General features: G+C 72.1%; 23 protein-coding genes and 1 pseudogene. 8 read left to right on the plus strand and 16 right to left on the minus strand.

Features of this window, described 5'->3' with window-relative positions; all coding sequences use genetic code 11:
- Positions 1–79: 79 nt before the first annotated feature.
- Positions 80–541, minus strand: a complete 462-nt coding sequence (locus tag ABZ318_RS25310) for a DUF3237 domain-containing protein (RefSeq protein WP_356904758.1) — start codon at positions 539–541, stop codon at positions 80–82.
- A 238-nt stretch (positions 542–779) separates the two neighbouring features.
- Between ABZ318_RS25310 and ABZ318_RS25315 the strand changes: the two genes are divergently transcribed.
- Together ABZ318_RS25315 and ABZ318_RS25320 are read left to right on the plus strand one after the other, a co-directional pair.
- Complete coding sequence (locus tag ABZ318_RS25315; RefSeq protein ID WP_356904759.1) at positions 780–2426, plus strand: ABC transporter substrate-binding protein; 1647 nt, start codon at positions 780–782, stop codon at positions 2424–2426.
- 29 nt (positions 2427–2455) lie between these two features.
- Complete coding sequence (locus ABZ318_RS25320; protein ID WP_356904760.1) at positions 2456–3904, plus strand: amidase; 1449 nt, start codon at positions 2456–2458, stop codon at positions 3902–3904.
- Between the two features lie 41 nt (positions 3905–3945).
- On the opposite strand, the gene ABZ318_RS25325 is transcribed toward ABZ318_RS25320, so the two are convergent.
- Genes ABZ318_RS25325 through ABZ318_RS25340 form a run of 4 tightly spaced genes read right to left on the minus strand, consistent with a single transcriptional unit; the run spans position 3946 to position 5839 of the window.
- Entirely contained in the window at positions 3946–4857 is a 912-nt protein-coding gene (locus ABZ318_RS25325; protein ID WP_356904761.1) for an alpha/beta hydrolase, read from the minus strand.
- 16 nt (positions 4858–4873) lie between these two features.
- A complete protein-coding gene (locus ABZ318_RS25330; RefSeq protein WP_356904762.1) occupies positions 4874–5131 on the minus strand; it encodes a XapX domain-containing protein in 258 nt (85 codons plus the stop codon).
- Positions 5128–5274, minus strand: a complete 147-nt coding sequence (locus tag ABZ318_RS25335) for a DUF1427 family protein (RefSeq protein WP_356904763.1) — start codon at positions 5272–5274, stop codon at positions 5128–5130. The genes ABZ318_RS25330 and ABZ318_RS25335 overlap by 4 nt, the downstream gene beginning before the upstream one ends.
- Before the next feature lie 4 nt (positions 5275–5278).
- Positions 5279–5839 (minus strand): quercetin 2,3-dioxygenase, encoded by a 561-nt coding sequence (locus ABZ318_RS25340; protein WP_356904764.1) that lies wholly within the window; start codon positions 5837–5839, stop codon positions 5279–5281.
- 107 nt (positions 5840–5946) lie between these two features.
- Between ABZ318_RS25340 and ABZ318_RS25345 the strand changes: the two genes are divergently transcribed.
- On the plus strand, positions 5947–6390 hold the full coding sequence (locus ABZ318_RS25345; RefSeq protein ID WP_356904765.1) for a MarR family transcriptional regulator: 444 nt from the start codon (positions 5947–5949) through the stop codon (positions 6388–6390).
- 257 nt (positions 6391–6647) lie between these two features.
- On the opposite strand, the gene ABZ318_RS25350 is transcribed toward ABZ318_RS25345, so the two are convergent.
- Genes ABZ318_RS25350 through ABZ318_RS25370 form a run of 5 tightly spaced genes read right to left on the minus strand, consistent with a single transcriptional unit; the run spans position 6648 to position 11958 of the window.
- A complete protein-coding gene (locus tag ABZ318_RS25350) occupies positions 6648–7439 on the minus strand; it encodes an ATP-binding cassette domain-containing protein (protein WP_356904766.1) in 792 nt (263 codons plus the stop codon).
- The gene (locus ABZ318_RS25355) at positions 7432–8427 is read right to left on the minus strand and encodes an ABC transporter ATP-binding protein (protein WP_356904767.1); all 996 of its coding nucleotides are present in this window, start codon (positions 8425–8427) and stop codon (positions 7432–7434) included. The genes ABZ318_RS25350 and ABZ318_RS25355 overlap by 8 nt, the downstream gene beginning before the upstream one ends.
- Positions 8424–9281, minus strand: coding sequence for an ABC transporter permease (locus ABZ318_RS25360; protein WP_356904768.1), 858 nt, complete (start codon positions 9279–9281; stop codon positions 8424–8426). Before ABZ318_RS25360 ends, ABZ318_RS25355 begins: the two co-directional genes overlap by 4 nt.
- The gene (locus ABZ318_RS25365) at positions 9278–10231 is read right to left on the minus strand and encodes an ABC transporter permease (protein WP_356904769.1); all 954 of its coding nucleotides are present in this window, start codon (positions 10229–10231) and stop codon (positions 9278–9280) included. The genes ABZ318_RS25360 and ABZ318_RS25365 overlap by 4 nt, the downstream gene beginning before the upstream one ends.
- Positions 10228–11958: a CocE/NonD family hydrolase gene (locus ABZ318_RS25370; RefSeq protein ID WP_356904770.1), complete on the minus strand. Its 1731-nt coding sequence runs from the start codon at positions 11956–11958 to the stop codon at positions 10228–10230. The genes ABZ318_RS25365 and ABZ318_RS25370 overlap by 4 nt, the downstream gene beginning before the upstream one ends.
- A 171-nt stretch (positions 11959–12129) precedes the next feature.
- On the opposite strand from ABZ318_RS25370, the gene ABZ318_RS25375 reads away from it, so the two are divergent.
- Positions 12130–12696, plus strand: coding sequence for a TetR/AcrR family transcriptional regulator (locus tag ABZ318_RS25375; RefSeq protein ID WP_356904771.1), 567 nt, complete (start codon positions 12130–12132; stop codon positions 12694–12696).
- A gap of 357 nt (positions 12697–13053) precedes the next feature.
- On the opposite strand, the gene ABZ318_RS25380 is transcribed toward ABZ318_RS25375, so the two are convergent.
- The 5 genes from ABZ318_RS25380 to ABZ318_RS25400 all read right to left on the minus strand — a co-directional run bounded on the left by ABZ318_RS25380 (position 13054) and on the right by ABZ318_RS25400 (position 18915).
- Positions 13054–14475: an MATE family efflux transporter gene (locus tag ABZ318_RS25380; RefSeq protein ID WP_356904772.1), complete on the minus strand. Its 1422-nt coding sequence runs from the start codon at positions 14473–14475 to the stop codon at positions 13054–13056.
- Positions 14476–14480: 5 nt separating this feature from the next.
- Complete coding sequence (locus tag ABZ318_RS25385; protein ID WP_356904773.1) at positions 14481–15509, minus strand: cysteine synthase family protein; 1029 nt, start codon at positions 15507–15509, stop codon at positions 14481–14483.
- 24 nt (positions 15510–15533) lie between these two features.
- A complete protein-coding gene (locus ABZ318_RS25390) occupies positions 15534–16892 on the minus strand; it encodes a Y4yA family PLP-dependent enzyme (protein ID WP_356904774.1) in 1359 nt (452 codons plus the stop codon).
- Positions 16883–17887 (minus strand): ornithine cyclodeaminase family protein, encoded by a 1005-nt coding sequence (locus tag ABZ318_RS25395; RefSeq protein WP_356904775.1) that lies wholly within the window; start codon positions 17885–17887, stop codon positions 16883–16885. Before ABZ318_RS25395 ends, ABZ318_RS25390 begins: the two co-directional genes overlap by 10 nt.
- Before the next feature lie 65 nt (positions 17888–17952).
- Positions 17953–18915: a TauD/TfdA family dioxygenase gene (locus ABZ318_RS25400; RefSeq protein WP_356904776.1), complete on the minus strand. Its 963-nt coding sequence runs from the start codon at positions 18913–18915 to the stop codon at positions 17953–17955.
- A gap of 387 nt (positions 18916–19302) precedes the next feature.
- Between ABZ318_RS25400 and ABZ318_RS25405 the strand changes: the two genes are divergently transcribed.
- From ABZ318_RS25405 to ABZ318_RS25420, 4 genes are read left to right on the plus strand one after another with little or no spacing between them, the layout of a single operon-like run.
- Positions 19303–20862: an ABC transporter substrate-binding protein gene (locus tag ABZ318_RS25405; protein WP_356904777.1), complete on the plus strand. Its 1560-nt coding sequence runs from the start codon at positions 19303–19305 to the stop codon at positions 20860–20862.
- A complete protein-coding gene (locus ABZ318_RS25410; RefSeq protein ID WP_356904778.1) occupies positions 20847–21869 on the plus strand; it encodes an ABC transporter permease in 1023 nt (340 codons plus the stop codon). The genes ABZ318_RS25405 and ABZ318_RS25410 overlap by 16 nt, the downstream gene beginning before the upstream one ends.
- Entirely contained in the window at positions 21866–22705 is an 840-nt protein-coding gene (locus tag ABZ318_RS25415; protein ID WP_356904779.1) for an ABC transporter permease subunit, read from the plus strand. Before ABZ318_RS25410 ends, ABZ318_RS25415 begins: the two co-directional genes overlap by 4 nt.
- A gap of 5 nt (positions 22706–22710) precedes the next feature.
- Entirely contained in the window at positions 22711–24237 is a 1527-nt protein-coding gene (locus ABZ318_RS25420; RefSeq protein ID WP_356904787.1) for an ATP-binding cassette domain-containing protein, read from the plus strand.
- On the opposite strand, the pseudogene ABZ318_RS25425 reads toward ABZ318_RS25420, so the two are convergent.
- Positions 24234–24533 (minus strand): annotated as a pseudogene (locus ABZ318_RS25425) (MBL fold metallo-hydrolase); the annotation flags it as partial. The gene ABZ318_RS25420 and the pseudogene ABZ318_RS25425 overlap by 4 nt on opposite strands.
- Positions 24534–24667 lie beyond the last annotated feature (134 nt).

Consider the following 24667-nt stretch of genomic DNA (forward strand, 5'->3'; position numbering starts at 1 on the left):
CCCGACGGCACCGAGCTGATGATCCCCTTCGTCGAGGAGACCGTCACCGAGATCGACCTGGAGGGCCGCGGCCGGACCGCTACCTGAGCGCGTACATGCGGATGACCACGGCATTGTCGCCGTCCGGGCGGGCGAGCCCCACGAAGACGGTCTCCGCGAGCCAGCGGTGGGCGGGGGCGTCCGTACGGAAGACCGGCGACGTGCGGTAGTAGTGGCCGGCCTCGGAGACCTGCACCTCTCCGTCGAACTGGTCCGGGGCGTCGGCCTTGGGTCGGTAGTAGCCGCGGTTGACGATGTCGATCACGGCTCCGTCCTCCGCCCGGAGCAGGTAGCGGGCCTCCAGCTCGCACACCTCCCCGCGCGTGCTGCTCCAGTCGCCTCCGCCGGGAAGGACCTTCCCGCGCAAGCGGGGACCGTCCACGGTGCCCCCGGTGATGGGGGTGAACTCGGTGACCTCTCCGTCGCCGTTGCCGATGTGCAGCGTTTCGGACACCTCGGCGCGGATCTCGAACACGAAGTCGAGGGCAGGAATGAAGGACACGGTGGCTCTCCGCTTCTGTGAGAGGACGGCGCACCCGAAGTCCTGATGCGATCCGGCCACGTCTTGCTCTTGACGCGTTAGCTCACCAGATGCAAGCGTGAGATGCAACAACGTTATATGACGTTCGTTTACGACGGCTCGTCGGCGTGTCTCATCTCTCTCCCCGTGTCGAGCGTCCCCTTCTCTCCCCTCACTCCTCCCGACTCCCCTCGACTCCCCTCGGCAAGGAGCACCAGCTATGGCTGCGAAGAAATCGGTGCTGGCGTTGCTCACGAGCGTGGGACTGCTGGCCACCACGGCCTGCACCAGCTCGTCGAACGGAAACGGCGCCGCCCCCGAGCCCGGCCGTCTGACCACCACCACGGCACCCGGAACCGCCGAAGTGGACCGGATCACCTGGGCCCTGCCCTACGGTGAACCGACGACCCTCGACCCCGCGAAGATCGGCGACTACTCGCCCCAGACGGTCGAAGCCAACCTCTGCGACACCCTGACCCGGATGAACGCGGACTTCTCCCTGAGCCCCGGCCTCGCCCAGAAGGTCGCCTGGGCCGACGACCACGCTCTGGTTCTCGACCTTCGCCCCGGCGTGACGTTCTGGGACGGCTCGCCCATGACGCCCCAGGACGTGATCCACAGCCTGGAGCGACAGCGGGACCCGAGGACGCAGGCCCTGTACGGGAACTACCTGTCCGCCGTGACCTCGATCAAGGCCACCGGCCCCCACCAGGTGACCCTGCGGACCAAGGGATACGACCAGACGCTCCCCAAGGCGCTCGCCACGTCGTTCGGTGCGGTCAGCCAGAAGGCGTACACCGAGAAGGCCGGCCCCGCCTACGGGACCGCCAGGGGCGGCCTGATGTGTACGGGGCCGTTCAAGCTGGGCTCCTGGAAGTCCGGCAACGGCATCACCCTGGAACGCAACGAAACGTACTGGGACACCAAGCTCAAGCCGAAGGCGAAGCAGGTCGAGTTCCAGTTCATCACCAACAACAGCACGCTGACCAGCGCGCTGCTGTCCGGTGAGGTGGACGGCACCTACGAGCTGCCGCCCAGCAGCGCCACCGCGCTCGGCAAGGCCGGCGACGGTGCCGTGCACCTCGGCCCGTCGACCCAGAACGTGCTGCTGATTCCCGGCAACGCCGAGTCGCCCGCGGCCGACCGGAAGCTGCTGGACGCCCTGTCCCTGGTCATCGACCGCGACGCGTTGATCAGGAACGTCTTCGGCGGTGACGCCACCCCCCTGAAGTCGCTCGTCCCGCCGCTGACCTGGCGCGGGGACAAGGCCGCCGCCCGGTTCGACGCCGCCTACGCGGCACTGCCCGAGGTCCCGAAGCCGGACGCGGAGAAGGCGAAGAAGCTGGTCGCGCAGGCCCTCCCCCTCCCGCATCCGCTGGTGGCCGCCATCCCCGCCGGGGACCAGCGCGGACTGCAGGCGCTGACCTTCATCCAGGCCGCGGCCAAGGAGATCGGCGTCGACATCGAGATCAAGCAGCTCCAGCCCACCGAGATGTCCTCGCTCTTCTACGACTCCTCGGTCCGCAAGGGCCTCGACCTCATCCTCACCTTCGGCTACGTCACGATGCCCGACCCGTCGTCCTACGTCGCCGAGAGCGTCACCCCCCGTGGCCTCTTCAACTGGACGGGCTACGACAACCCCGAGGTGACGCGGCTGCTCGACCAGGCCCGTACCTCCTCCGACCCCGCGGCCTCGGCCGAGGCTTATGCCGAAGCCCAGGCCCTGTTCACCCCCACCACCCCGGCCGTGTTCCTGGCCGGCACGCACGAGCGGATGTTCATGAACAAGCGCATCAGCGGTGCGCCGACCTCCTTCGCGTACATGGGCATGCCGTGGGCCGCCCATCTCGGCGGCACCGCCAAGTGACCACCACCCCTTCGAACCAGGAGACGACGATGACCGACACCACCAGCGGCAGGCCGTTGTGGGACCACTCGGCTGCCGAACTGGCCGCCGGCATCCGCGCGAAGACGTTCTCCGCGACCGAGGTCGCCGAGGCGTTCCTCGCGCGCATCGAGGAGACCAACCCGGCGCTCAACGCCCTCGTGGACATCCGGCCGGAGGAAGCCCTGGCCCAGGCCGCCGCCGCCGACGCGGCGGTCGCGACCGGCGGTGACCTGCCCCCGTTGCTCGGCGTCCCGGTGTCCACCAAGATCAACACCTCACAGCGCGGCTACGCCAGCTCGCACGGCGTTCCCGCCTGGGCCGGCACCGTCGCCCAGGACGACGCCGTCTGTGTCGCCGGCCTCCGCGAGGCCGGGGCGACCCTGCTGGGACGCAGCAACAGCCCCGCCTTCGCCGTGCGCTGGTTCACCGGCAACGACCTGCACGGCAAGACGCTCAACCCGTGGAGCCCCGGCCACACCCCCGGCGGATCCTCCGGCGGCGCCGCCGCGTCGGTCGCGGCCGGCATGACCCCCATCGCGCAGGGCAACGACATCGGCGGCTCCGTCCGCTTCCCGGCCTACTGCTGCGGCGCGGTCGGCCTGCGCCCCACCATGGGACTCGTCTCCGGGGTGGAACCGCGCGGCGCGGAGGAGTTCGACAGCCCTCTGTCCTTCCAGACCATGGCGGTCCACGGAGCGCTCGGCTGGACCGTCGACGACGTCCGGCTCGGCCTGCACGCCATGGTGAGCCCGGACCTGAACGACCCCGTCGGCCTCCCGGTGCGCCCGCCGCTGGGCGAGCCCGGCCCCGTCAAGGTCGCCGTCGTCCGCGACGCCGGCGGCGCCAAGCCGCATCCCGGCGTCAACGCCGCCATCGACGACGCGGCCCGCTGGCTCAGCGAGGCCGGCCACGAGGTGGAGGAGGTCGAGCTTCCCCTCCTCGGCGAGGCCGCCCGACTGTGGTCGCTCCTGCTCTACCAGGAGCTGAAGACGATGATGTCCGAAATCGAGCGGTTCGGTGACGACACCGTGCGCATCTCGCTCGCCGCCTCGTTCACCGCCGCCGCCGAGACCTGGGGCGAGCAGCCCACCCTCGCCGACTACATCCGGGGCTACGCCCGCCGCGGCACCCTCATCAGCCGCCTCCAGCAGTTCCTGGGCCAGGATCGGATCGTGCTGACGCCGGTCTGCGCCGAGCCGCCGTTCGAGCAGGACGCCGACCTCGCCGGCGACGCCCGGGTGAGCGAACTCCTGGCCGCACAGTGGCCGATGCAGGCCGTCCCCGTCCTCGGATTCCCCGCCGTCTCCGTACCCACCGGCCTGCGCGACGGACTGCCCTCCGGCGTACAGCTGATCGGCGGCCGCTTCCAAGAGGACCTGCTGCTCCACGTCGCCACGGCGATCGAGGCTCGAGCCACGCGGACCAGGCCGACCCTCTCCTGGGCGCAGGCCGGCTGACCGCCCGATCTCCCCCACATCGACGCCGAGCGTGCGCCGGACTACGGGTTCACGGGAGGGAGCGGGCTCGCGGTGCAGGCGTGGGCGAAGGCCAGGGACGCGGTGAAGCACCGCTCGGCTTCGTCGTCCGCCAGACCCGCCCAGCCGTGGTCGGCGCCGGGTACGGGCCGGAAGTCGACGCCGGCGCCCACCTGACGCAGTGCGGCGGCCAGTTGCTCGCCCTGGGCGAGCGGGATGAGCGCGTCCTCCGTGCCGTGCAGGACGAGGAACGGCGGCGCGTCGGCGTGCACGTGGGTGACCGGGCTCGCGGCGCGGGCCAGGTCCGGCGCGTCGGCGATCGCCGCTCCGATCAGCAGGGCTTCGCGGGTGGTGGGGTCGGAGGCGTCGTAGGCGCCGGGCGGGCACTGGCCGGGCAGGGTGGTCAGGTCGGTGGGCCCGTACCAGGCGACGCAGCCGCTCAGGGGAGCGGAGAGGGCGAGCAGGGCGGCGAGGTGGGCGCCGGCCGACTCGCCCCACGCCACGGTCCGGCGCGTGTCCAGGCCGATCTCGTCGGCTCGGGCGTCCAGCCAGCCCAGAGCCGCCGTCGTGTCGTCGAGCTGGGCCGGGTGGACGGCCTCGCCACTGAGCCGGTAGTCGACGGAGGCGACCGCGAACCCGGCCTGTGCGAGACGTGCGAAGGGGTGGGGGCTCCAGTGGCGGAAGCGCGGCCCCATCTCCGTGCGCGTGCCCGCGCGCCAGCCCCCGCCGTGGAGGTAGAGGACGACCGGCAGGGGGCCGTGCGTCCCGTCGGGCAGCCACAGATCGAGTTCCAGCGGCCGGACGCCTTCCCGGTGGGCGTAAGGGACACCGCGCAGCAGCCGCACGCCGGGGGCGGGGTGCGCGGCGGGCGGGAGCGGCGACTGCTCGGGGGCCGGCGGGGCCAGGAACGCGGCGAGGTCGGTCGTCAACGGCATGGGAGCCTCTCTGGGGTCAGGACGCGGTCTTGTCGGGGCGAGCGGGCCGCTGGGGGCGGAGACGTGGGCGGCGGTGGGCCAGGCGGGTGCCGCACGCCGTGGCCGCGCGCTCGCCGATGCCGACGCCCAGCAGCCCTGCCAGGCCCAGCAGGGTCGGCGCGGGCGCGGTGAGCCCAAGTCCCCAGCACACGGCGCCCATCACCATCCCGGCGGTGAAGGAGACCGTGGCCCGGCGGGCGAACCGGGACGGGCGCGGTCGGCGCGGGGCGGTCACAGCGCCCCGAGGGCGCTCTGCCCGGCGACCATCCCGAGCAGGCCGAGCAGCGCCACGAGCGGGGGTGCCGGGGCCTTCACCCGCAGCACCGCGTAGAGGACGCCGACCAGCACCCCGGTCAAGAACGTCCGGACGTACGGCACGGGATCAGCTCCCGGTGCGCCACTGGTGCTCGGGCAGGAAGCGCACGTCGTACCGGCGCGGCACGGTGGCGAACTTGTGCGGGCCGGGTACGTACGGCTCGGGCGGCAGGCCGAGCTCTTCGGTCGGGACGCCGAGGGTCTCGAAGAACCGCTCGAAGGTGCCGCCGGGTCCGGCGGCCACGCCGACGACCCGGCTGTGGTGGCGCTCGATGCGGTAGGCGTGCGGGCAGTTCTTCGGCACGAAGCCGAAGTCGCCGGCGGTGAGCAGCCTTTCGTGCTGCTCGCCCTCCAGGTCCTCGACGAACAGCCGTACCGCACCGTCGGTGATGTAGAAGACCTCGTACGTGTCGGAGTGGACGTGGGCCGGGATCATCTCGCCCCTGGGGCCCTCGACGGTGAAGAAGTTGAAGGCGTTCTCGGTCTGCTCGCCGCCCGCGTAGACGGTGACCAGGTCGGTGAAGAGGTGGGCGCGGTCGCCCATGCCCTTCTCGATGAAGTACGGCTTTCCGGGCTCGGCCGGGATGTGCGACCGCGGGCGGCTGGGACGGGCGAACTCCATGGTCATGGGAACCTCCGGCACGACGGACTGATGAATGTCAGGCTACCTGACATTCATGACGGAGGGCACCCCCGCGCGGTCGCTATGCTCGAAGCCCCGTCCCGTGAGGAGCCATGAACACCCCCGCGCGCAACCTGCCCCAGCTGCTCACCGACGCCAAGCGCTGGTTCGACGACGCGCTGCTGGCCAGCATGCGGGCCGCCGGCGAGCAGCCGGTCACCGTCGGGCAGGCGACCGTCTTCGCCGCCCTCGACGAAGAGGGCACGACCGTCTCCGAGCTCGCTCGCCGGATGGGCGTCACCCGGCAGACCGCCCATCAGGCCGTGCACGCCCTCATCGGCATGGGGCTGCTGGAGCAGGTCCCCGATCCGGCCTCCGCCCGCAGCCGCCTGATCCGCGCCACCGCCGAGGGCGCCCGTGTGCACCGACGCGCCCAGGACACCCTCGTCGTGATCGAAGGCGTCCTGGCGGACCGCATCGGCGCCGATGCGGTCGGCGCCTTGCGTGCGGCGCTGACCGCTCCCCCGGGGGAGCCCCCGCTGGTGGAAGCGCCCTGAGCGGCGTCGGCCCGCAGCGGTCGGGCCGTCGAAGGCCGTTCGCCCGTCGGCCGAGGTCGGCGAGCACGGCGTCGGCAACGTCCCGTTCACCCGCCGCGCCGGGGCGGAAGGCCGCAGCGGCGTCGGTGACGAGCGGCCCCGTCCGACGGGTCTCGACCGGCTTGCAGATGTCGTGGCCGAGGGAAAGGAGGACGGCTGCCCCGCTCCCTCGCCGGGACAGCCGTCTTCGCTCGGTGAGCCGCGCGGCCTACGGAACATCAGGCGGCGGCGTCGTTCGCCCTTCTGCGCGGCTTCCAGCCCGGCTTCGGGACGGAGGCGATGAGGCGCTGGGTGTAGGGGTCCCGGGGGTCGCCGAGGACCGATGCGACGGGGCCGCGCTCGACGACTCTTCCCGCCTGCATCACCAGAACGTCGTCGCTGATGTGCCGGACGGCGCCGAGGTCGTGCGTGATGAACAGCAGCGCGGTCCCCGTGTCCGTGCGGATGCGGGTGAGCAGGGCCAGGATCTGCGCCTGGATGGACACGTCCAGAGCCGCGATGGCCTCGTCCAGGATCAGTGTTCGTGGTTCGGCGGCCAGGGCGCGGGCGATCGCGACGCGCTGGCGCTGTCCGCCGGAGAGCGCCTTCGGCAGGGCGCGCGCCTGCCGGTCGTCCAGACCCACCATGTCCAGCAGTTCGGCCACGCGGGCGCGGAGCCGGTCCGCCGGCAGGCGCTGGTGCAGCGCGACCGCCTCGGCCAGGGCGTCGCCGACGCGCTGGCGCCGGTCGAGGGAAGAGTAGGGGTCCTGGAAGACCATCTGGACCTGGCGGCCGCGGGCGCGGCGCTCGCGCGAGCGTGGCCGGCCGGGCCCGCGCTCGTCGCCGGCGACGACGACGACGTGTCCACCGCTGGGCGTCTCGAGTCCGGCGATCATGCGAGCGGTGGTCGTCTTGCCCGATCCCGACTCGCCGACGATGGCCAGGGACCCCCGCTCCGGGAGCGAGAACGTCACGTCGTCCACGGCGACGAAGTCACCGAACTCCTTACGGAGGTTGCGTACCTCAAGCACGGCGGGCGGACTCCTCGGGAGTGAACGTGCGGGGGAAGTGGCAGGCCGCCGAGGCGTCGGCTTCGGAGCTCGGCTGCGGCCGGTCGCTTCGGCACAGGTCCTGAACGTGGGGACATCGGTCGCTGAAGGCGCACCCGTCAGGGGCTTCGAAGCCGGACAGGGGCCTTCCGGGGATCGAACGGAGCTCCGCGCCGGCGTCGGAGACCGAAGGACGGGAGGCGAGCAGGGCACGTGTATAGGGGTGGGCGGCCCGCCCGCGCAGGCGGTCGGCCGGGAGTTCTTCCACGGTCGTGCCCGCGTACATCACCACGACCCGGTCACACACGGCGGCCGCGAGCTCCAGGTCGTGGGTGATGAACAGCATGGCGAGACCGCGGGCTTCGCGGGCTTCTCCGATGATGGCCATCACCTCCTCCTGGGTGGTCACGTCGAGGGCCGTGGTCGGCTCGTCCGCGAGGAGCAGACGTGGTTCGGCGGCCAGCGCCGCGGCGATCATGACGCGTTGGAGCAGGCCGCCCGACAGCTCGTGGGGCCGTTGGCGCATGCGCCGGTCGGCGTCGGCGATGCCGACCTCCCGCAGGATTCGGGTGACCTTCCCGACCGCCTCGGCGGCCGGGACACGACGTGTGGTGGTCAGTCCCTCGATCAGGAAGTCGCCGACGCTGCGGGCGGGGTTGATGTGGGCCCTGGGGTCCTGGAACACCATGGCGACCTCGGTCGCGCGGAAGGCGCGCAGGTGCTCGGGCTTCATCCGCGGGACCGACTCCCCGGCGAACAGCACCTCTCCGTGGATCCGGGCGCTCTCGGGCAGCAGCCCCATCACGGAGCGGGCCGTCAGGGACTTGCCGGAACCGGATTCGCCGACCAGGGCGACGGCCCTGCCTTCGGGGATGGTGACGTCGGCGCGGTGGACGACGGTGCGCGGGGCGCCGTCGAGGAGCAGGTCGATGCCGAGCGCGTTGATCTGGAGCAGGGGCGGTGTGCTCATGCGTTCTCTCCGAGCAGACGTCGGGACAGTCCCGTCCCCAGCAGGTTGAACGCGACGACGACGATCAGGATGGCGATGCCCGCGTACAGCGACTGCTGCGGCCGGCCGGCAAGGATCGAGGGGGCTCCGTTGGACACCATCAGTCCCCACTCCGGGTCTGGGGGCCGGCTGCCGAGTCCGAGGAAGGAGACCGCGGCCACGTCGAGCAGGGCGTATCCGAAGCCGATGGTGGCCTGGACGAGGACGAGCGGCAGCAGGTTCGGCAGCAGGTGCCGCAGCCAGATGCGGGCGGTGGGCGCGCCGAGGAGCTGGAGCGCCGACACGTACGGCAGACCGCGTTCCTTGATCGCGGCCGATCGTACGACGCGGGTGATCAGGGGCAGGTAGGCGATCGACAGGGCGACGATCGGTGCGGTGAGTCCGGCGCCGAAGACCGCGGCGACGAGGACGGCCATGATGAGCCCCGGAAAGCCGAAGACGATGTCGAGGGCCCCGGAGACGAACCGGTCCGGCCAGCCTCCGAACCAGGCTGCCGCAAGCGCGAGGAGGGTCCCGAGCGTGGTGGACGCGGCGATCACGACGGCGGGGGCGGCGAGGCTGGCGCGGGTTCCGGCGATCAGCCGGGACAGGAGATCGCGTCCGGTGTCGTCCGTCCCGAGAAGGTGGGTGACGGACGGTCCGGCATTGACGTTCAGCGGGTCGACGGCGTTCGGGTCGTGCGGGGCGAGCAGCGGCCCGAGCACGGCCAGCAGGACGAACAGGGCGACGACGCATCCCGCGCCGGGCGTCAGGTGGTCGCGGGGGCGTCCGGTCCGCCGTTCGGGCGAGGTGCGGGTCGACGGGGCGGTCGTCATCGGGCAGCCCCCTTCTGTGCGGTTCGGGGGTCGAAGGCGGCGCTGACGAGGTCGACGGTGGTGTTGATGACGACGAAGACGATCACGAAGATCAGCGAGACGGCCTGGACGACGGCCATGTCCTGTTTGGACGCGGCCTCGATCATGAGGGCTCCGAGGCCTCCGGTGCCGAACGCCTGCTCGGCGACGGCCGCGGTGGCGATGAGTCCGGCGATGCCGACGCCGGAGACGGCGAAGACGGGTCCGGAGGCGTTGTGCAGCACGTGCCGCCTGATCACCGTGCGTTCGGGGACGCCGCGGCTGCGGGCGGTCTCCACGTGCTCGGAGCGCATCTCCGCGCGGACGGCGGTCCGGGTCACCTGGGCGACGTAGCCGATCCAGCTCAGCGCCAGCGCGACGGCCGGAAGCGTCAGGTGCGTCAGGGTGCCGGTGAAGCCCTCGCCGGAGCCGTAGACGGGAAACCACGGGAGCTGGACGGCGAAGAGCCAGATGAGCAGGACCGCCATGACGAAGGTCGGCACCGCCATCGCACCCGCCGTCAGGGTCGTGGCCAGCGTTTCCGTGCGTCCGCCGCGCAGTGCGGCGACCGTGCCGATGACGGTGCCGCCGACGAGGACGAGGGCGGAGGCGTAGGCGACGAGTGCCAGGGTGTCGCCGGCGCGGGCGCCGATGAGGCCGGCGACGGAGTCGCGGTAGACGAGGGACTTGCCGAAGTCCCCCTGAAGGAAGTCGCTCAGCCAGTGCCAGTAGCCCTGGATGAACGGATCGTCCAGGTGGTACTCGCGGTGGATCTGCGCCAGCACGGCGGGATCGGGATTCCGGCTGCCCCCGACGAGCAGCGTGGCGGGGTCCCCGGGAGTGAGGAACATCGCGCCGTGGATGGCCAGGCTGGAGGCGAGTACGGTCAGGACGAGCATGCCCAGCCTGACCGCGACGAATCGGGGACTCACTTCGGACCGCCTCCTTCACGGCACTGTCGGACGGCCGGGTGGTGCGCTCCCGCGCCGCTTGCCGGAGTCGTGCCGGGGAGATGTCGCAGAGGGAGCACGGGCCCTCCTGGGTGCAGGGGCTGTTCGCCGCTTTCGGGCAGGACGGTCAGACACAGGCGGGAGGGGTGGGCGGTGCCGGTCCGGAGCTTCTGCAGGCTCGCCTTGGGAGCGGTCGTCAGCCACGGACTCTCCAGGGAGCCGGAGTTGGGCAGGTGGTTCGGGAAGTCGCTGCCGGCGATCATCAGCGCGAGGCGGTGGCCCGGGCGCACCCGGTAGCCGGTGTGCCCCAGGGCGATCTCGACCTCGCCCGGCCTGTCGGCCTGGGCGCAGCCGCGCACGATGAGGCGTGCCGTGCCGTCCGGGGCCAGGTCGAGGAGGCGTACGAAGATGTCGAACGTGGGGGCCGTGCTCTCCACGTGCAGCACCGCGTGGACGGGGCCGGCGAGGTCGAGTGGCCGACCGGAGGCGGGGCCGGTGAACACGAGCACGTCGTCCCGATCGAGCGTGCGGCGCTCGTCGACGTGGTCGCGCAACTGCAGGAACGTATCAGCCGCGGCCGACGGTACGAGATCGTCGGGGTCGTACCTCCACTCCGCCGATCCCGATGTGCCATCCGGACTCGGGGCCAGTTTTCCACCGGGAACCGCGCCGGTCGCCGCGGCCGGCTCCTTCAGGTACAACTCGGCCGCCCCGGCTTCGGGCAGCGGCCACGCGGCCGAGGTGCGCCAGCCCACGTGGCCGAGCTTCCAACGCACCCGGGGCAGCGAGTCGGGATGCGCGACGCCCTTGAGGAAGACGTCGAAGAACTCGATCGCGGGACCGGTGTAGGAGTCCAGCATGCGTGCGAGGGCGGCGTCGCCGGCCAGGTGGTCGGTCTCCGGGGCCGCCGGGGCGTCCTCCAGGAAGTAGTTCTCGTGGTCGATGGTGTCGGCGATCAGGTACTGGACGGCCGCCCAGCCGGGGCGCTTGGCCAGCTCCGTGTAGTCGCGCATGTGGGCGATGCCGAGGTTGTCGAACCAGCCCACGCAGTGCAGTACGGGTACGGGGCGGGCGTCGTAGGGATGCGGACCGTTGTACGGGTCGAGGGGGATGCCGCCGACGATGAGGTCGAACCCGGCGGAGCGCTTCCCGATCGCGGTGAACGCCTCCTCGTAGGCGGCGATGACCGGGCGTCGGCCGAGATCGACGTCGAACTCGTGGATGTCGTTGTCCGTCCACACCTGCGCCTGGTAGGTGGCCCCCTCCAGCCACAGGGGCTGTCGCCCGGAGCCCGAGTCGTAGGTGGCGATGCCAGGGGCGTTCGTGGTGCTGGTCACCCGGGGGACGATGGCCCGAAGGGCGGGGTGCTGACTGGAGACGGCGGACCACTGGGTGAAGCCGTAGTACGAGTCGCCGAACATGCCCACGAGCCCGTCGGACCAGGGCTGGCGGGTGATCCACTCGATGGTGTCGTAGCCGTCGTCGACCTCTCCGGTCCAGCCCAGAGTCCTGCCCTGCGAGCGGAACTTGCCCCGGACGTCCTGGACCACCACGACGTAGCCACGCGCCGTGAACCTGTCCGCGATCTTGTCGAAGAAGGCGTACCGGCTGTTCTTGTCATAGGGCAGGCGGGCCAGGATCGTCGGCGCGGGCGCCGCCCCCTGATCGGCGCCGTACACGTCGGTGGCCAGGTGCACTCCGTCACGCATGCGCACCATGCACTGGCTCGCGGAGGGAGGGACGGGTTCCGGTGTGACGCGTCGGACGGCAAGGGTCATGAAGCCACTCCAGGGAAGCAAACCTTTAGAAAACAACGTGATATAACAACGTTGCATCTAGGTGCGTTCAGTGTCAACCCCCCTCTGAGCTAGGTTGATTCCATGCCGATCGACGTCGACGAAGTCCAGCGCCGCAGGGCAATCGCCCAGGCGACCCTCGCTGTCGCCGCCCGGGACGGCGCGCGCGCCGTCACCATCCGCGCCGTGGCCAAGGAACTCGGCGGATCCACGGCGATGGTCACCAACTACGTGCCGACCCGCACCGCGCTGATCACCAACGCCGTACGCGCCGCCGAGTCCCGGTGGCGGGCCGACCTGGAGGCCCACCTGGGCGACCTGTCCGGCGCGGACCGGCTGCGAGCCACGGTGGAGTGGCACCTGAGCACGGAGCCCGAGGACCTGCTGCTCCGCACGCTCTGGGTCGAGATGCTCTCGTCGGCACACTCCGACCCCAACGGCGTCGACCGCCAGGAACCGCACGAAGCACGCGAGGAGTTCCTCGACGCGTCCCTCGCCGCGGGCGCACCGGACGCCGGCCTCGCCGCCGACGTCCTCTCCCTGCTGACCCGGGGCTACTACGTCTCCACCCTGGAAGAGCCCGCGTACTGGACACCGGAGCGCGCGAGCCGCGTCGCCAGAGCCGTTGTGGACGCCCTCATCGGCACCTGAAGCGGACGGGGTCCGGCCCTCGCCGCGAACCTGCCCCACCGACACGGGGCGGATGCCCCGGGCCCGGGCCGCCGCCTCCCTCCGCGGTGATGCCGCCGACGCTGACGAGGTCGCCGTCGTCGACGACGCGGGCCGTCATTCCGGCCGTCGCCGCGCCGGGCTGGGCACTGCCCGTCTTCGGGTGCGCGCTGCTCGTCGTCCTGGTGGCGGACGTGCCCGTGGCCCCGTCCGCCACGGCCAGGAGGGCGCGCCCACCGCGCGCCCTCCCCGGCAAGCCGCCCTGCGGCACGGTACGCGACGCTTCCCGCCGCGGCCGCCACCCCTGCCAGGCGGCATCCGGCGGGCGCGCTCGCCCGATCAGCCGGCTGTCGCTCCCTCCTCCGCCTTCGCCGGGATGGCGGCCGCACGTGCCGCGAGGCCGTGGTGGTAGCGGCGCAGGAGGAGGAGGGCGGTGGCGGTGAGGCCGGTGAGGAGGCCGAGCCAGACGCCGGTGGTGTCGAGGCCGGTGAGGTTGCCGAGGATCCAGGCGGCGGGCAGGCCGATGAGCCAGTAGCCGATGAGGGTGACGTGGAAGCCGCCCTTGGTGTCGTCCAGGCCGCGCAGCAGGCCGACGCCGATGTTCTGGGTGCAGTCGAAGAACTGGAGGACGGCCGCGATCAGGAGGAGGTCGGCGCCGATCGCGAGGGCCTGGGTCTCGTCCGGGGAGAGGAAGGGGCGCAGGACCAGCTCGGGGGCGAGGAGGTAGACGGCGCCGACGACGGCCATGACGGCGGCGGCACAGGCCAGGGCGGTGTTCTTCAGGCGTCGGGCGGCGTCGATGCGGCCGAGGGCGAGTTCCCGGCTGACGTTGATGGACGCGGCGTGCGAGAGGCCGACGGCGATCTGGAAGACGATGTAGATGAGCTGGTTGACGGCGGTGTGGGCGGCGAGGGCGGCGCTGCCGAACGTACCCACGATGAGGGCGACGACGAAGAAGAAGCCGGCCTCGGAGCCGTAGGTGGCCGCGATGGGGGTGCCCAGGCCGGTGAGGCGGCGCAGCGTGCCCGGGCGGGTCTTCCATACGCGGATGTCGAGGAGCGGTGCGAGCTGCGGATCGCGGGTGGTGGACGCGTACAGGGCCAGGCAGGAGAGGAGGTACACCAGGGAGGTGGCGACGCCGATGCCCGGCAGGCCCAGCTTCGGCAGGCCCCAAGTACCGTGGATGAACACCCAGTTGAGGGCGGCGTTGACGGCGATGGAGGCGAGGGTGATCTGGAGGAGGGCCTGGGGGCGGCGCATGCCGACGGTGAACTGCCGGATGGCCTGGAACCACAGGCAGGGGATGAGGCCCGGGGCCATGGCGTAGAGGACGGGCTTGGCCGCGTCGACGACGGAGGCGTCCTGGCCGAGCCAGGCGACGGCGTGGCCGATGAGGATCATGAGGACGGCGCCGGCGAGGCCGGCGAGGGTGGCCAGGGCGAGGGCGGCGCGTACGAGGTCGCGTACGTCCTCGGCGGCCTCGGCCCGTGCCGTGTCGGTGTCCGCCGCTTCGGCGCGGGCGGCCGCGGCGGCGACCTGGTTGCCCACGGCGGTGACCATGCCGACGCCCATGGTGCGCAGCTGGTTGAAGACGACCATCGCGAGGCCGCCGGCCGCGAGGGCCTCGGCGCCCATGAGACCCATCATCACGGTGTCGGTCGTGGTGAGGGCGACTTGGGCGAGCTGGGTGAGGGCGAGCGGTACGGCCAGGGTGGCGAGGGCGCGGCTGTCGGTCAGCAGGGTGCGTATGGGGGTCGGCATCGGTGTCAGTTCCCGCGGAGCTTGGTGAGCAGTTCGTCGATCTCGCGCTCGACCGTGGGGTCGATGAGGTCGCGAGCGTTCATCCAGTCGTCGTTGAAGACGGTGTCCATGTACTTCTCGCCGCCGTCGTTGACGAAGGCGACCATAGTGGTCCCGGGCGGGAGGGCGGTCATCCGGGTCAGGGCCTCGTACACGACTCCGCCGGCCGAACCGCCGATGAGGAGGCCCGTCTTGCGGGCGACGACGCGGGCGGTGGCGAAGGCTTCGACGTCGCCGACCTTGACGCCCTCGTCGATGAGGTCGAAGTCGACCAGGGCGCCGATGGTGGCGCCCTCGGGCGTGCCGGTGCCGGACTGGTAGTAGTCGTGGGCGGGGCCGCCGAAGGCGATGGAGCCCTTCGGTTCGACGCCGACGATGCGGACGTCCGGGACGGTGCGGCGCAGTTCGAGGCCGGTGCCGCACAGCCCGCCGCCGGTTCCGACGGCACCGACGAGGATGTCGATGCGGCCGTCGAGGGCGGCGTCCAGTTCGCGGCCGACGGCGTAGTAGCCGACGGCGTTGGCGGGGTTGTTGTGCTGTTCGGTGAAGACGGCGTCGTCATCCTCGTCGGCCATCTTCTCGGCGAGGTCCTCGCGGGCGGCGGTGGCCAGTTCCTCGGTGCCGTCGTCGACGACGTAGACGAGCTCGGTGCCCATGGCCTTCATGCCGCGCAGTTTGTCGGCGGCGGCATGGTTGTCGACGACGGCGGTGAAGGTGTAGCCGCGTTCGGCGGCGATCACGGAGAGGCCGAGACCGGTGTTGCCGGAGGTCGACTCGATGATGCGGCCGCCGGGGCGGAGTTCGCCGGCCGCCTCGGCGGCGTCGATCATGGCGCGGGCCATGCGGATCTTCGCGGTGCCGGTGGGGTTGAACTGCTCCAGCTTGAGCAGCAGGCGGCTGCCGTTCTCGGTGCGGCACAGCTCGAAGAGCGGGGTGTGGCCGATGAGGTCGGAGACGCGGCTGACGACGGCGGGGCGCATCAGGTCCTTGTGCATGAGGGGCTCCAGGTGGGGGGCGGGTCAGGAGGGCGGGCGGCGGTCGAGCCGCCAGCGGACGCGTCCGTCTGCTTCGTCGACGACGACCTTCGGGGGCAGGGGAAGGTCGTGGAAGGGCGACTCGTTGGAGTCCATCTGGTATCCGGCGGTGTTGGGGTAGACCAGGAGGTCCCCGGCGCGCGGCCGGGCCGGGAAAGCGACCTTGCGCCACGTGAGCATGTCCGACTCCAGGCAGGTGGCGCCGCCGACGCAGGCGCGTACGGGGGCGTTGTCCGGCCGGTCGCCGGTGGTGAGGAGTACGGGGTCGGGGAGGTACTCGCTGTTGAACCACTGCTCGGACAGGCTGAGGCTGGTGCCGTCCACGGTGAGGATCTCGTACCCTCTCCGCTCCTTGACGCCCTGGACGCGGAAGACGGTGCAGCCGGCTCGGTCGAGGAGGGCGCGGCCGGGTTCCATCAGGAGCATGACCCCCGCCTCGCGGAGCCGGTCCGCGAGCGGGGCTCCCGTGCCGGACGGGCGGGCGGTGAGGACGGCCCGCAGTGCGTCGGCGCCCGCGACGGGCGAGTGGTACGGGTAGAAGTCGGCGGTCGTGAAGGTCTTGCCCGCGTGGTAGTCGGCGGGGCCCTGCTCCGCGAGGAACCGGTCCCAGTCGCCGGCCGCCGCGTAGTCGACGGCGAAGCCGCCGCCGATGCTGATCCGGTCGGCCTGCAGGCCCATGACGCGGGCCTTGAGGCAGAGTTCGACGAGCTCACCGGCGAGGTCGGCGCGGGGCTGGGTGGCGTAGCCGGACAGGTGGAAGGAGAAGCCCTCCATCCGTACGGCGTCGGCAGCCTCCCCGCACCGCTCCAGGGCCGTGGCCAGCTCGGCGTCGTCCAGGCCGAAGCGGCTGTGGGGCTGGGCCGGGGGGAGTCGGCGCAGCAGCAGCCGGGCCGGGCGGGTGACCGTGGTGAGCGAGATGACCCGGTCCAGTTCGTCGAGGGCGTCGACGGCGATCAGGCAGCCCTGGAGGACGGCGATCCGCAGCAGGTCGTCGCACTTCGCGGGTCCGGTCACCACGACGTTCTCGCCGCGTACGCCGTGGCCGAGCGCCTCGCGCAGCTCGCCGAGGGAGGCCACGTCGACCCCCGTGCCGTCCACGGCGCACCGTTCGATCCAGGCGGCCGCCTTGTTGGCCTTCTTGGCGTAGTAGACGCGGCCGTCGACGCCCGCCTCGTCGAGGGCGGTGCGGAAGGCGGCGACGTTGGCGTCGAAGCGTTCGGGCAGCAGGAGGTGGAAGGGGCCGCCGAACGCGTGCGCCAGCTCGTGCGGCAGGTCGCCGGCCAGGATCGCGTCGAGCCGCGGATCGGGGTGGGCCGGCAGGCTCGGCGGGGGCGTCACTGCCACAGCGGCACCCGCGTTCCGGCGCCCTGGGCGAGGGCGAGCTGCGCGAAGCGGTGGCCGAGGGCGATGTCGGTGACGACGAGACCGCTGTTGTACGCGAAGATGCTCTGTCCCACGTCGGTGCGTCCGGACGCACGGCCCGCGAGGACCTCGGGGAACTCGGCGTCGACGTCCCGGAGTTCGCCGTTCGCGTCGGCCATGTCGGTGCCGGTGACCTTCATCTGCGCGGCGCTGGTGGCGATGACCCGGTCGGCCCGGTGGAGCGTGGAGGGCCCGATGCCGTGGCCCACGAGGATGCACAGGGCCGCGGGCCCCAGCCAGTCGGCCTCGACCTCGGCCGGGGTGTTCGGGCCGGCGGTGGCGACGACCACGTCGGCGGCTCCGGCCGCGGCACGCAGGTCGTCGACGATCTCGACCTCACGGTCGGGGAAGTGGGCGTGCAGCTGCTCGCGCACGGCGCGTATGCCGTCGGGGTGGGTGCCGTAGACCATCAGCCGGTCGAGCTGCGGCATGGTGGTGAGGAGGAACGGCAGGGCGAGCCGACCCTGCGTGCCGGTGCCGATGACCAGGGCGGTGCGGCTGCCGGGTGCGGCCAGTTCGCGGGCGAGCAGGGCGGAGACGGCCGGGGTGCGCAGGGAGCCGATGCGGCCGCAGTCCATCATGGCGACGGGCAGACCGGTCACGTCGTCGTAGATCGTCAGCGCCGTGTAGTAGTGCTGCTTGTCCCGCTCCTCGTGCAGGCCGTGCTTGTACGAGGTCTTGATGGCGACGACGTTGCGCACGCCGTCGCGGCCGAGCATCGCGTACGAGACGGAGTGACCGTCGGCGGGCTTCACCGTCAGCTTGCGCGGGTTGTCCGACTGACCGTCGGCGAGCGTGCGGTACGCCTGCTCGACGACGTCGACGACGTCGGTCAGCGTGATGTCGATGCCCGCGATGTCGCTGGTGCTGAGCACGCACAGGCTTTTGTCGTCCGCGAGTTCGATGCTGGAGGTCATGGGGGTCCCCTTCGTCCGGTGGGTGTCCGGCGGCTGTCCGGTGGATGGATGAGGCGGTCGGCGGATTACGCGTACGCCTGGATCGCGGCCTGGCCGTAGCCGTGCTCGTCCGTCTCGGCGGCGGGCCGGGTGCGGCGTCCGGGCACCCGTACGGAGGCGCGCTTCAGCCAGCGGTCGGTGCCGTCGTAGCGGGCCTGGAAGGGCACCCGGCCGTGGACGACGAGGTCGTTGTCGACGACGAGGACGTCACCGGGCTCCAGGCTGACGGCCACGGACACGCGGGCGAGTTCGTCCTCCAGTCGGCCGTATGCGGCGCGGTGTTCGGGGGTGGCGTCGTCGAGCGGCGTGTAGGCGGGGTCGAAGCGGAGGGTGAGCCCGTCCTCGGACTCCCACACGGTGGGCACCTTCGGCGGCGGGCCGTCGAAGCCCTGCGCCTCGGCGTAGGCGTCGTCGGGCAGGATCGGCAGCTCCGGGCGGGACAGCAGCGCCACGTCCTCCTCGGCGAGCCCGGTCTTGCGGATGCTGGCCGCGGTGGTGGCGATGCGGTCGTGGTTGCGCATGCAGCCGAGCATCAGCAGGTGGGCGCGGCCGGGGTGGAAGGCGTCCTCGGTGTGCGGGCTGAGCAGGACGGTGCTGCTGGCGCCGGTCTGCTCCTGCTCGTGACCGGGGCTGGGGACGATGTTGTGGACGAACCGGCCGTCCTGCTGACCGGCCCAGGCGAGGGGGTTGCCCATCACCGTGGCGAGCAGGAGCAGCAGTAAGTCCCACACCGCGGCGCTGTCGCCCGCGGTGGCCCAGCTCAGCGGCGTGGGGCCGATCTCGGTGTCGTCTACGGGCAGACCGCGCAGCACGAACAGGCCGTCGGCGGTGTCGACCGGCCGGCAGTGGTGACGAATCGTTTCGCCCAGGCCGGCCGCCGTCTCGGCGACGCACTCAAGGAGCTCGGGCCGGGTGGCCGAGCCGCCGAACTCGTCGAGGATCTTCTGCGCCGCTCGGGTCAGTTCGTCGACCGTGGCGGCATCGAGCACACGGACAGGGGCGGGTGCGGGCGCCGGAGTCATGGCTGAGGTGTTCCGTTTCCGTTGCGGGCGTGCGGGAGGAACCGGGGCGTGACCGGGAGAAGGCATGCGAGGTAAGGCCACCCGGACAGAGGCGGGGGCCTGAATGACGTGGCCGTGTCAGCAGCCGAACGGGAACGTAGCAGTGCAGATTAGGTAAGGCAAGCCTTACCTTTAATAGCAAGTCACCTTTGGCCGGGGCTAGTTCATCGTTGAAGCACCTGATCAAGACCAATGCGGGGATCATTCCGGGCATTGCGCACGGTAAGCGAATCCCCTCTTGCCGTGACCATCTCTCTTAGGGTAGGCACACCTAAGTAACAACGATTTTCGGTTTGAACGAGCAAGGGCGGACGCGTGGAACTGAATCGACGGCAAGTGCTGTGGGCCGGTGGCGGCATCGGCGCGACGGCCCTGCTGGCCGCCTGCGGAGCCGACGGCGACACGTCGTCCCCCGACGCCGCCAAGAACTCCCCGTCCAAGCCCAAGGCCGGCGGCACGCTGCGGGTCGGCGCGCTCGGCCGGACGAACGCCATCACCCGTGATCCGCACGGCAGTCAGGCCAACGAGAGCGACTACCTCATCCTCTCGCTCGTCTACGACACCCTCACCGTCCCCGGCGCCAAGCCGAACACGCTCCCCCGCCTCGCCGCCTCCTGGACGTCCTCGGACGACATGAAGACCTGGCGCTTCACCCTCGCCAAGGGCGCGAAGTTCCACGACGGCAGTCCCGTCACCACCGAGGACGTCGTCTTCTCGCTGCGCCGGCTGCGCGGCACCCCGTCCGGCGCCTCCCGCCTGCCCGGCATCAAGGCCGAGAACATCAAGGCCGAGGGCACGGACACCGTCGTCCTCGTCTCCGACTACGCCAACGCCGAACTCCCGCTGCTCATGCGCCTGACGACCTTCGTCGTCAAGAAGGGCACGACGGACAAGGACATCGAGAAGGCCCCCGGCACCGGCCCGTTCAAGCTGGAGTGGTTCCGCGGCGGCAACGCCCGCCTCGTGCGCAACGACGACTGGTACGGCGGCAAGGTCCTCCTCGACGCCATCGAGGTCAAGATCTTCGAGTCCCCGCAGGCCATGGCCAACGCCCTGCTCGCCGGCCAGATCGACGTCGCCTCCAACGTCGGCGCCGTCGCCGCCCGCACCGCCGAGAAGCGGGGGGACGTCCAGGTCGTCCGCCGCCCCAACGACATGGCGATGCCCATCGTCATGCGCACCTCCGCCGGCTCCCCCTTCGCCGACCCGAAGGTCCGCGAGGCACTGCGCCTGGCCGTGGACCGCGAGGCCATGGTCAAGCAGGTGCTGTCCGGGTACGGCTCCGTCGCCAACGACGTCCTCGGCACCGGCGACCCCGGCTACGCCAAGGACCTCCCGCAGCGCGCCCGCGACCTGGCCAAGGCCAAGTCGCTGCTGAAGGAGGCCGGTTTCGACCTGTCGAAGACGTACGAGCTGATGACGACCGAGGACATCCCCGGCCTCGCCGAGATGGCCACCCTCTTCGCCACCCAGGTCCGCGAGGCGGACGTCAAGATCAAGGTGGTCAAGCAGGAGTCGGGCACCTTCTGGGACAAGACCTGGCTCAAGGGCGACCTCTACACCACGTACTGGGGCACCAACGACTCCGTCGTCTTCTTCGCCAGCAAGGTCCTGGTCTCCGAGAGCGGCCAGAACGAGACCGGCTGGAAGAACCCCGCCTTCGACACCGCGTACCGCACGGCGATGGCCACCAAGGACCCGGCGGCCCGCGCCAAGCTGCTGCACGAGGTGCAAAAGCTCCAGTACGAGGGCTCCGGCTACCTGCTGTGGGGCATGGCCGACGGCATCGACCTCGCCACCGCCGCCGTGCAGGGGCTGCCCACGCTGCCCGGTTACGGCCGGGTCCAGCTCGAGCGGGCATGGCTGAACCGCTGACGGACACCGCCGAGCGGCCGGGTGCCGGGACGACCGGAGGGAAGACCTCCGCACCGTCCCGGCCCTGGCTGTTCGCGGGCGTCCGCCTCCTCGGCCTCCTGGCGCGCAGGGCCCTGCTGCTCGCCGTCCTCCTGGCCACCCTCTTCGCCGCCGTCGAGCTGCTGCCCGGGGACGCGGCGACGGCCACGGCCGAACGCGGCGAGAGCGCCACCGACCTCGCCGAGCGGCGCCACCTGCTCGGCCTCGACCGGCCGGTGCTCGAACGCTTCGCGGACTGGATGACCGGTCTGCCCACCGGCGACCTGGGCACGTCGGCACGCGGCGAACCGGTCGCCGACCTGCTCTCCCGCCCGTTCCCCAACACGCTCCTGCTCGGCGGTCTGGCCCTGCTCGTCACGCTCCTCGCCTCGCTGGCACTGGGCGGCTGGGCCGCGCTCAGGCCCGGCGGCAGGACCGACCGGGCGATCTCCGGCAGCGCGACGGCCGTCCTCGCCCTGCCCGAGTTCGTCGTCGGAGTCGCCCTCGTCCTGGTCTTCGCCCAGTGGCTGGAGTGGCTGCCCGCGGTGACCCTGGCCGACAGCGACGGCGCGCCCGCGTCCTGGCAGATGCTCGTCCTGCCCGTCGTCGCGCTGTCGATCCCGCAGATCGGCTGGAACACCCGGATCGTCCGGGCCGCCCTCGCCGACGAGGCCAGGGCGCCGCACGTGGAGACCGCCGTCCTCGACGGGCTGCCGAGCCACCGCGTGCTCCTGCACCACGTGCTGCCCGGCGCGCTGCCCGCCATCGCCGCCGGACTCGCCACCTCCACGGGCATGCTCCTGGGTGGTGCGGTCGTGGTGGAGACCATCTTCAACTACCCCGGCCTCGGCGCCGTCCTCGCGGGAGCCGTCACCGACCGCGACAGCCCCGTCATCGCCGGAGTCGTCGCCGTCACCGGCGCCGTCATCACCGGCGTACTCCTGCTCGCCGACCTCGTCCGGGCCTGGGCATCCGGAGGACGCCTGTGACCACCGCACCCGTCGCACGGCGCACCCGACCCGTTCGGGGCACGCTGCTGCGGACCCTCCCCGCACTGCTCCTCGTGCTCCTCTCCGTGGCCGGACCCTGGCTCGCCCCACACGCCGTCGACGCCCCGATCACCGCCCCGTACGCCGAAGCCGGCGCCGGAGCCCCCCTCGGCGGCGACCAGCTCGGCCGCGACGTCTGGACCCGGCTCCTCGCCGGCGGCCGCGAACTCATCGCCACGTCCCTCGTCGTGGCCGCACTCGTCACCGTGACGGCCGCCGTCCTCGGCACGGTCGCCGCCCTGCGTCCGCGGATCGGACGCGCCATCGACCGTGCCGCCGACGTCCTCATGCTGCTGCCGCCCGTCCTCGGCATCCTCCTCGTCGCCCTGTCCTGGCCGGCCGGCGGCCGGCTCGCGCTGATCGCCGCCGCGTACGTGCTCGGCGTGCCGTACGCGGTACGCCTGGTGGCGGCGGCCGCCGCGCCCGTCGTGGCGTCCGGCTACGTCGAGGCGGCGACGGCCGGAGGCGAGCACCTCGGACACCTCGTGTTCCGGGAGGTCCTGCCCAATCTGCGCGCCACGCTCCTCGCCCTGTTCGGACTGCGGTTCGTCGCCGCCGTGTACGTCGTCGCCACCGCCGGGTTCCTCCAGGTGGGCCCCCAACCACCCGCCGCGGACTGGGCCCTGATGATCCGTGAGAACTCCGGCGGCATCCTCCTCAACCCTTGGGCCGTCCTGGCCCCCAGCATCGCCATCGGCCTGCTGGCCATGAGCGTCAACCTGGCCGCCGCGGCACTCGTGCCGGCCGGCGGCCGCAAGGCGGTGACCGCGCTGTGAACCACATGCCCCGCTGGTACGCGGACCAGCAGGCCCCGGCGAACGAGGCCGTCGTGCGCGTCAACGGCCTCAGCATCGCCGGACCGGACGGCCGCCTGCTCCTGGAGAACGGCGGCCTCGAACTCCGCACCGGCCGGGTCGTGGCCCTCACCGGCCCCTCCGGCTGCGGGAAGACCACCCTGCTGCGAGCCGTCACCGGCGTCCTGCCTCCAGGCGCACGCCGCGCGTCCGGCGACATCGACGTCCTCGGCCACGACCCGTTCGCCCTGCCCGACGTGAAGCTGCGAGAGCTGCGGCGCCATCGCCTCGCGTACGTGGGACAGGACCCCGGCTCGGGCCTGAACCCCCGCATGAAGGTACGCCGCCTGCTCGCCGAAGTCGCCGCCGACCGCAGCCCGGAGGCGCTCACCGCACTCCTCGACGAGGTACGGCTCCCCACCGACGGAGACCTCGCCGACCGCCGCCCCGGTGCCCTCTCCGGCGGTCAGCAGCGACGCGTCGCCCTCGCCCGCGCACTGGCCCGCCACCCCGCCGTCCTCCTCCTCGACGAACCCACCGCGGGCCTGGACCCGCACCTGCGCGACGAGATCGGCGAACTCCTGCGCCACCTGGCGGAGCGCCATCACATCGCCGTCGCCCTGTCCTGCCACGACGCGGACCTCGTCAGCCGGCTGGCCGACGAGGTCGTGGAGCTCCGCCCGGGAACGGCCACGAGGCCCGCCCGTGTCCCCACCCCCCGAGCCGCCTCACTCCAGCCTGCCGCGCCCTCCCCCCTGCTGACGGCCACCGGTCTGACGGCCGCCTTCACTCACCGAGGACGCCGAATCCCCGCCCTGCACGGCATCGACTTCACGCTGCCCACGGGCGGAAGCCTGGGCCTGGTCGGCGCCTCCGGATCCGGCAAGACGACTCTGATGCGCACCGTCGTCGGCCTGCACCGCGCCACCGGCGGAACCGTCACCCTCCAGGGCAGCGAGCTGCCCGCCTCGGCCACCCGCCGCACCCGCGAGCAGCGCCGCGCCATCCAGCTCATCCCCCAGAACCCCCTGGGCACGCTCAACCCCAGCCGCACCATAGGCTCGGCCATCCGCCGCCCCCTCGCCCTCCACGACCGCACCCCGCGCGCGCAGCGGGACGAACGGGTCCTGGAGCTCCTCGAACAGGTGGGCCTCACCGTCGACTTCGCGAGCCGCTACCCCCACGAACTGTCCGGCGGCCAGCGACAGCGAGCCTCCATCGCCCGAGCCCTGGCGGCCGAACCCGACATCCTCGTGTGCGACGAGGTGACCTCCGCCCTCGACGCGGAGACCGCCGAATCCGTCATGGACCTGCTCGACGAACTCCGCACCCGGCGCGACCTCGCCCTCGTCCTCATCAGTCACGACCTCCGGCTCGTGGCCGACCGGACGGACACCCTCCTCGTCCTGTCGGACGGCCACGTCGTCGAACACGGCGCCACTCCCGACCTGTTCTCCCGCCCTGCCCACCCGGCCACCGCGGCCCTGCTGGGAGCGACGGTGCCTGCCGACTAAACGGGGCGCGGCGCCGCATCGCCGCTGCGCGCCTCCTTCGCAACCTCGGCACGCCGGGGGCGGCGCCACAGGCGCGGGATCGGCAGCGACACCGCCTGCCACCACGACTCCCCGGGCAGCTTCCCCGCCGGCTCGAACGGCTCGCCGGGCCGGGGGAACGCCACCGCCTGGCCGGCCTCCTCGGCCGCGTCCCGCGTCCACTCCCCCGGCTCCGCCCAGGCGTGCGGAGCGAGGTTGAAGGTGCCCCAGTGGATCGGCAGCAGCACCCCGCCCGGAGCACCGCCCTGGAGGTCCAGCGTGCCGATCGCGGCCTTCGCAGCCCGTAGCCTCGTCACGCACAGCGCCCCCACCCGCTGCTGTCGTGATGTCCGAATCTCGGATGGCGAGCAGAATTGACGTGAGGTCCCCGTCCGCTGACGAGTGGCGCACT

The organism is Streptomyces sp. NPDC006197 (genome assembly GCF_040613865.1).
Taxonomy (GTDB): Bacteria; Actinomycetota; Actinomycetes; order Streptomycetales; family Streptomycetaceae; genus Streptomyces.

Excerpts from the sequence above, each read along its gene's own strand:
- ABZ318_RS25395 (WP_356904775.1), bottom strand. The coding sequence starts at position 17,887 with ATGACCTCCAGCATCGAACTCGCGGACGACAAAAGCCTGTGCGTGCTC.
- ABZ318_RS25420 (WP_356904787.1), top strand. The coding sequence starts at position 22,711 with ATGCCCCGCTGGTACGCGGACCAGCAGGCCCCGGCGAACGAGGCCGTC.
- ABZ318_RS25325 (WP_356904761.1), bottom strand. The coding sequence starts at position 4,857 with ATGCCGTTGACGACCGACCTCGCCGCGTTCCTGGCCCCGCCGGCCCCC.
- ABZ318_RS25345 (WP_356904765.1), top strand. The coding sequence starts at position 5,947 with ATGAACACCCCCGCGCGCAACCTGCCCCAGCTGCTCACCGACGCCAAG.
- ABZ318_RS25340 (WP_356904764.1), bottom strand. The coding sequence starts at position 5,839 with ATGACCATGGAGTTCGCCCGTCCCAGCCGCCCGCGGTCGCACATCCCG.
- ABZ318_RS25315 (WP_356904759.1), top strand. The coding sequence starts at position 780 with ATGGCTGCGAAGAAATCGGTGCTGGCGTTGCTCACGAGCGTGGGACTG.
- ABZ318_RS25375 (WP_356904771.1), top strand. The coding sequence starts at position 12,130 with ATGCCGATCGACGTCGACGAAGTCCAGCGCCGCAGGGCAATCGCCCAG.
- ABZ318_RS25355 (WP_356904767.1), bottom strand. The coding sequence starts at position 8,427 with ATGAGCACACCGCCCCTGCTCCAGATCAACGCGCTCGGCATCGACCTG.
- ABZ318_RS25320 (WP_356904760.1), top strand. The coding sequence starts at position 2,456 with ATGACCGACACCACCAGCGGCAGGCCGTTGTGGGACCACTCGGCTGCC.
- ABZ318_RS25410 (WP_356904778.1), top strand. The coding sequence starts at position 20,847 with ATGGCTGAACCGCTGACGGACACCGCCGAGCGGCCGGGTGCCGGGACG.
- ABZ318_RS25380 (WP_356904772.1), bottom strand. The coding sequence starts at position 14,475 with ATGCCGACCCCCATACGCACCCTGCTGACCGACAGCCGCGCCCTCGCC.
- ABZ318_RS25370 (WP_356904770.1), bottom strand. The coding sequence starts at position 11,958 with ATGCGTGACGGAGTGCACCTGGCCACCGACGTGTACGGCGCCGATCAG.
- ABZ318_RS25360 (WP_356904768.1), bottom strand. The coding sequence starts at position 9,281 with ATGACGACCGCCCCGTCGACCCGCACCTCGCCCGAACGGCGGACCGGA.
- ABZ318_RS25385 (WP_356904773.1), bottom strand. The coding sequence starts at position 15,509 with ATGCACAAGGACCTGATGCGCCCCGCCGTCGTCAGCCGCGTCTCCGAC.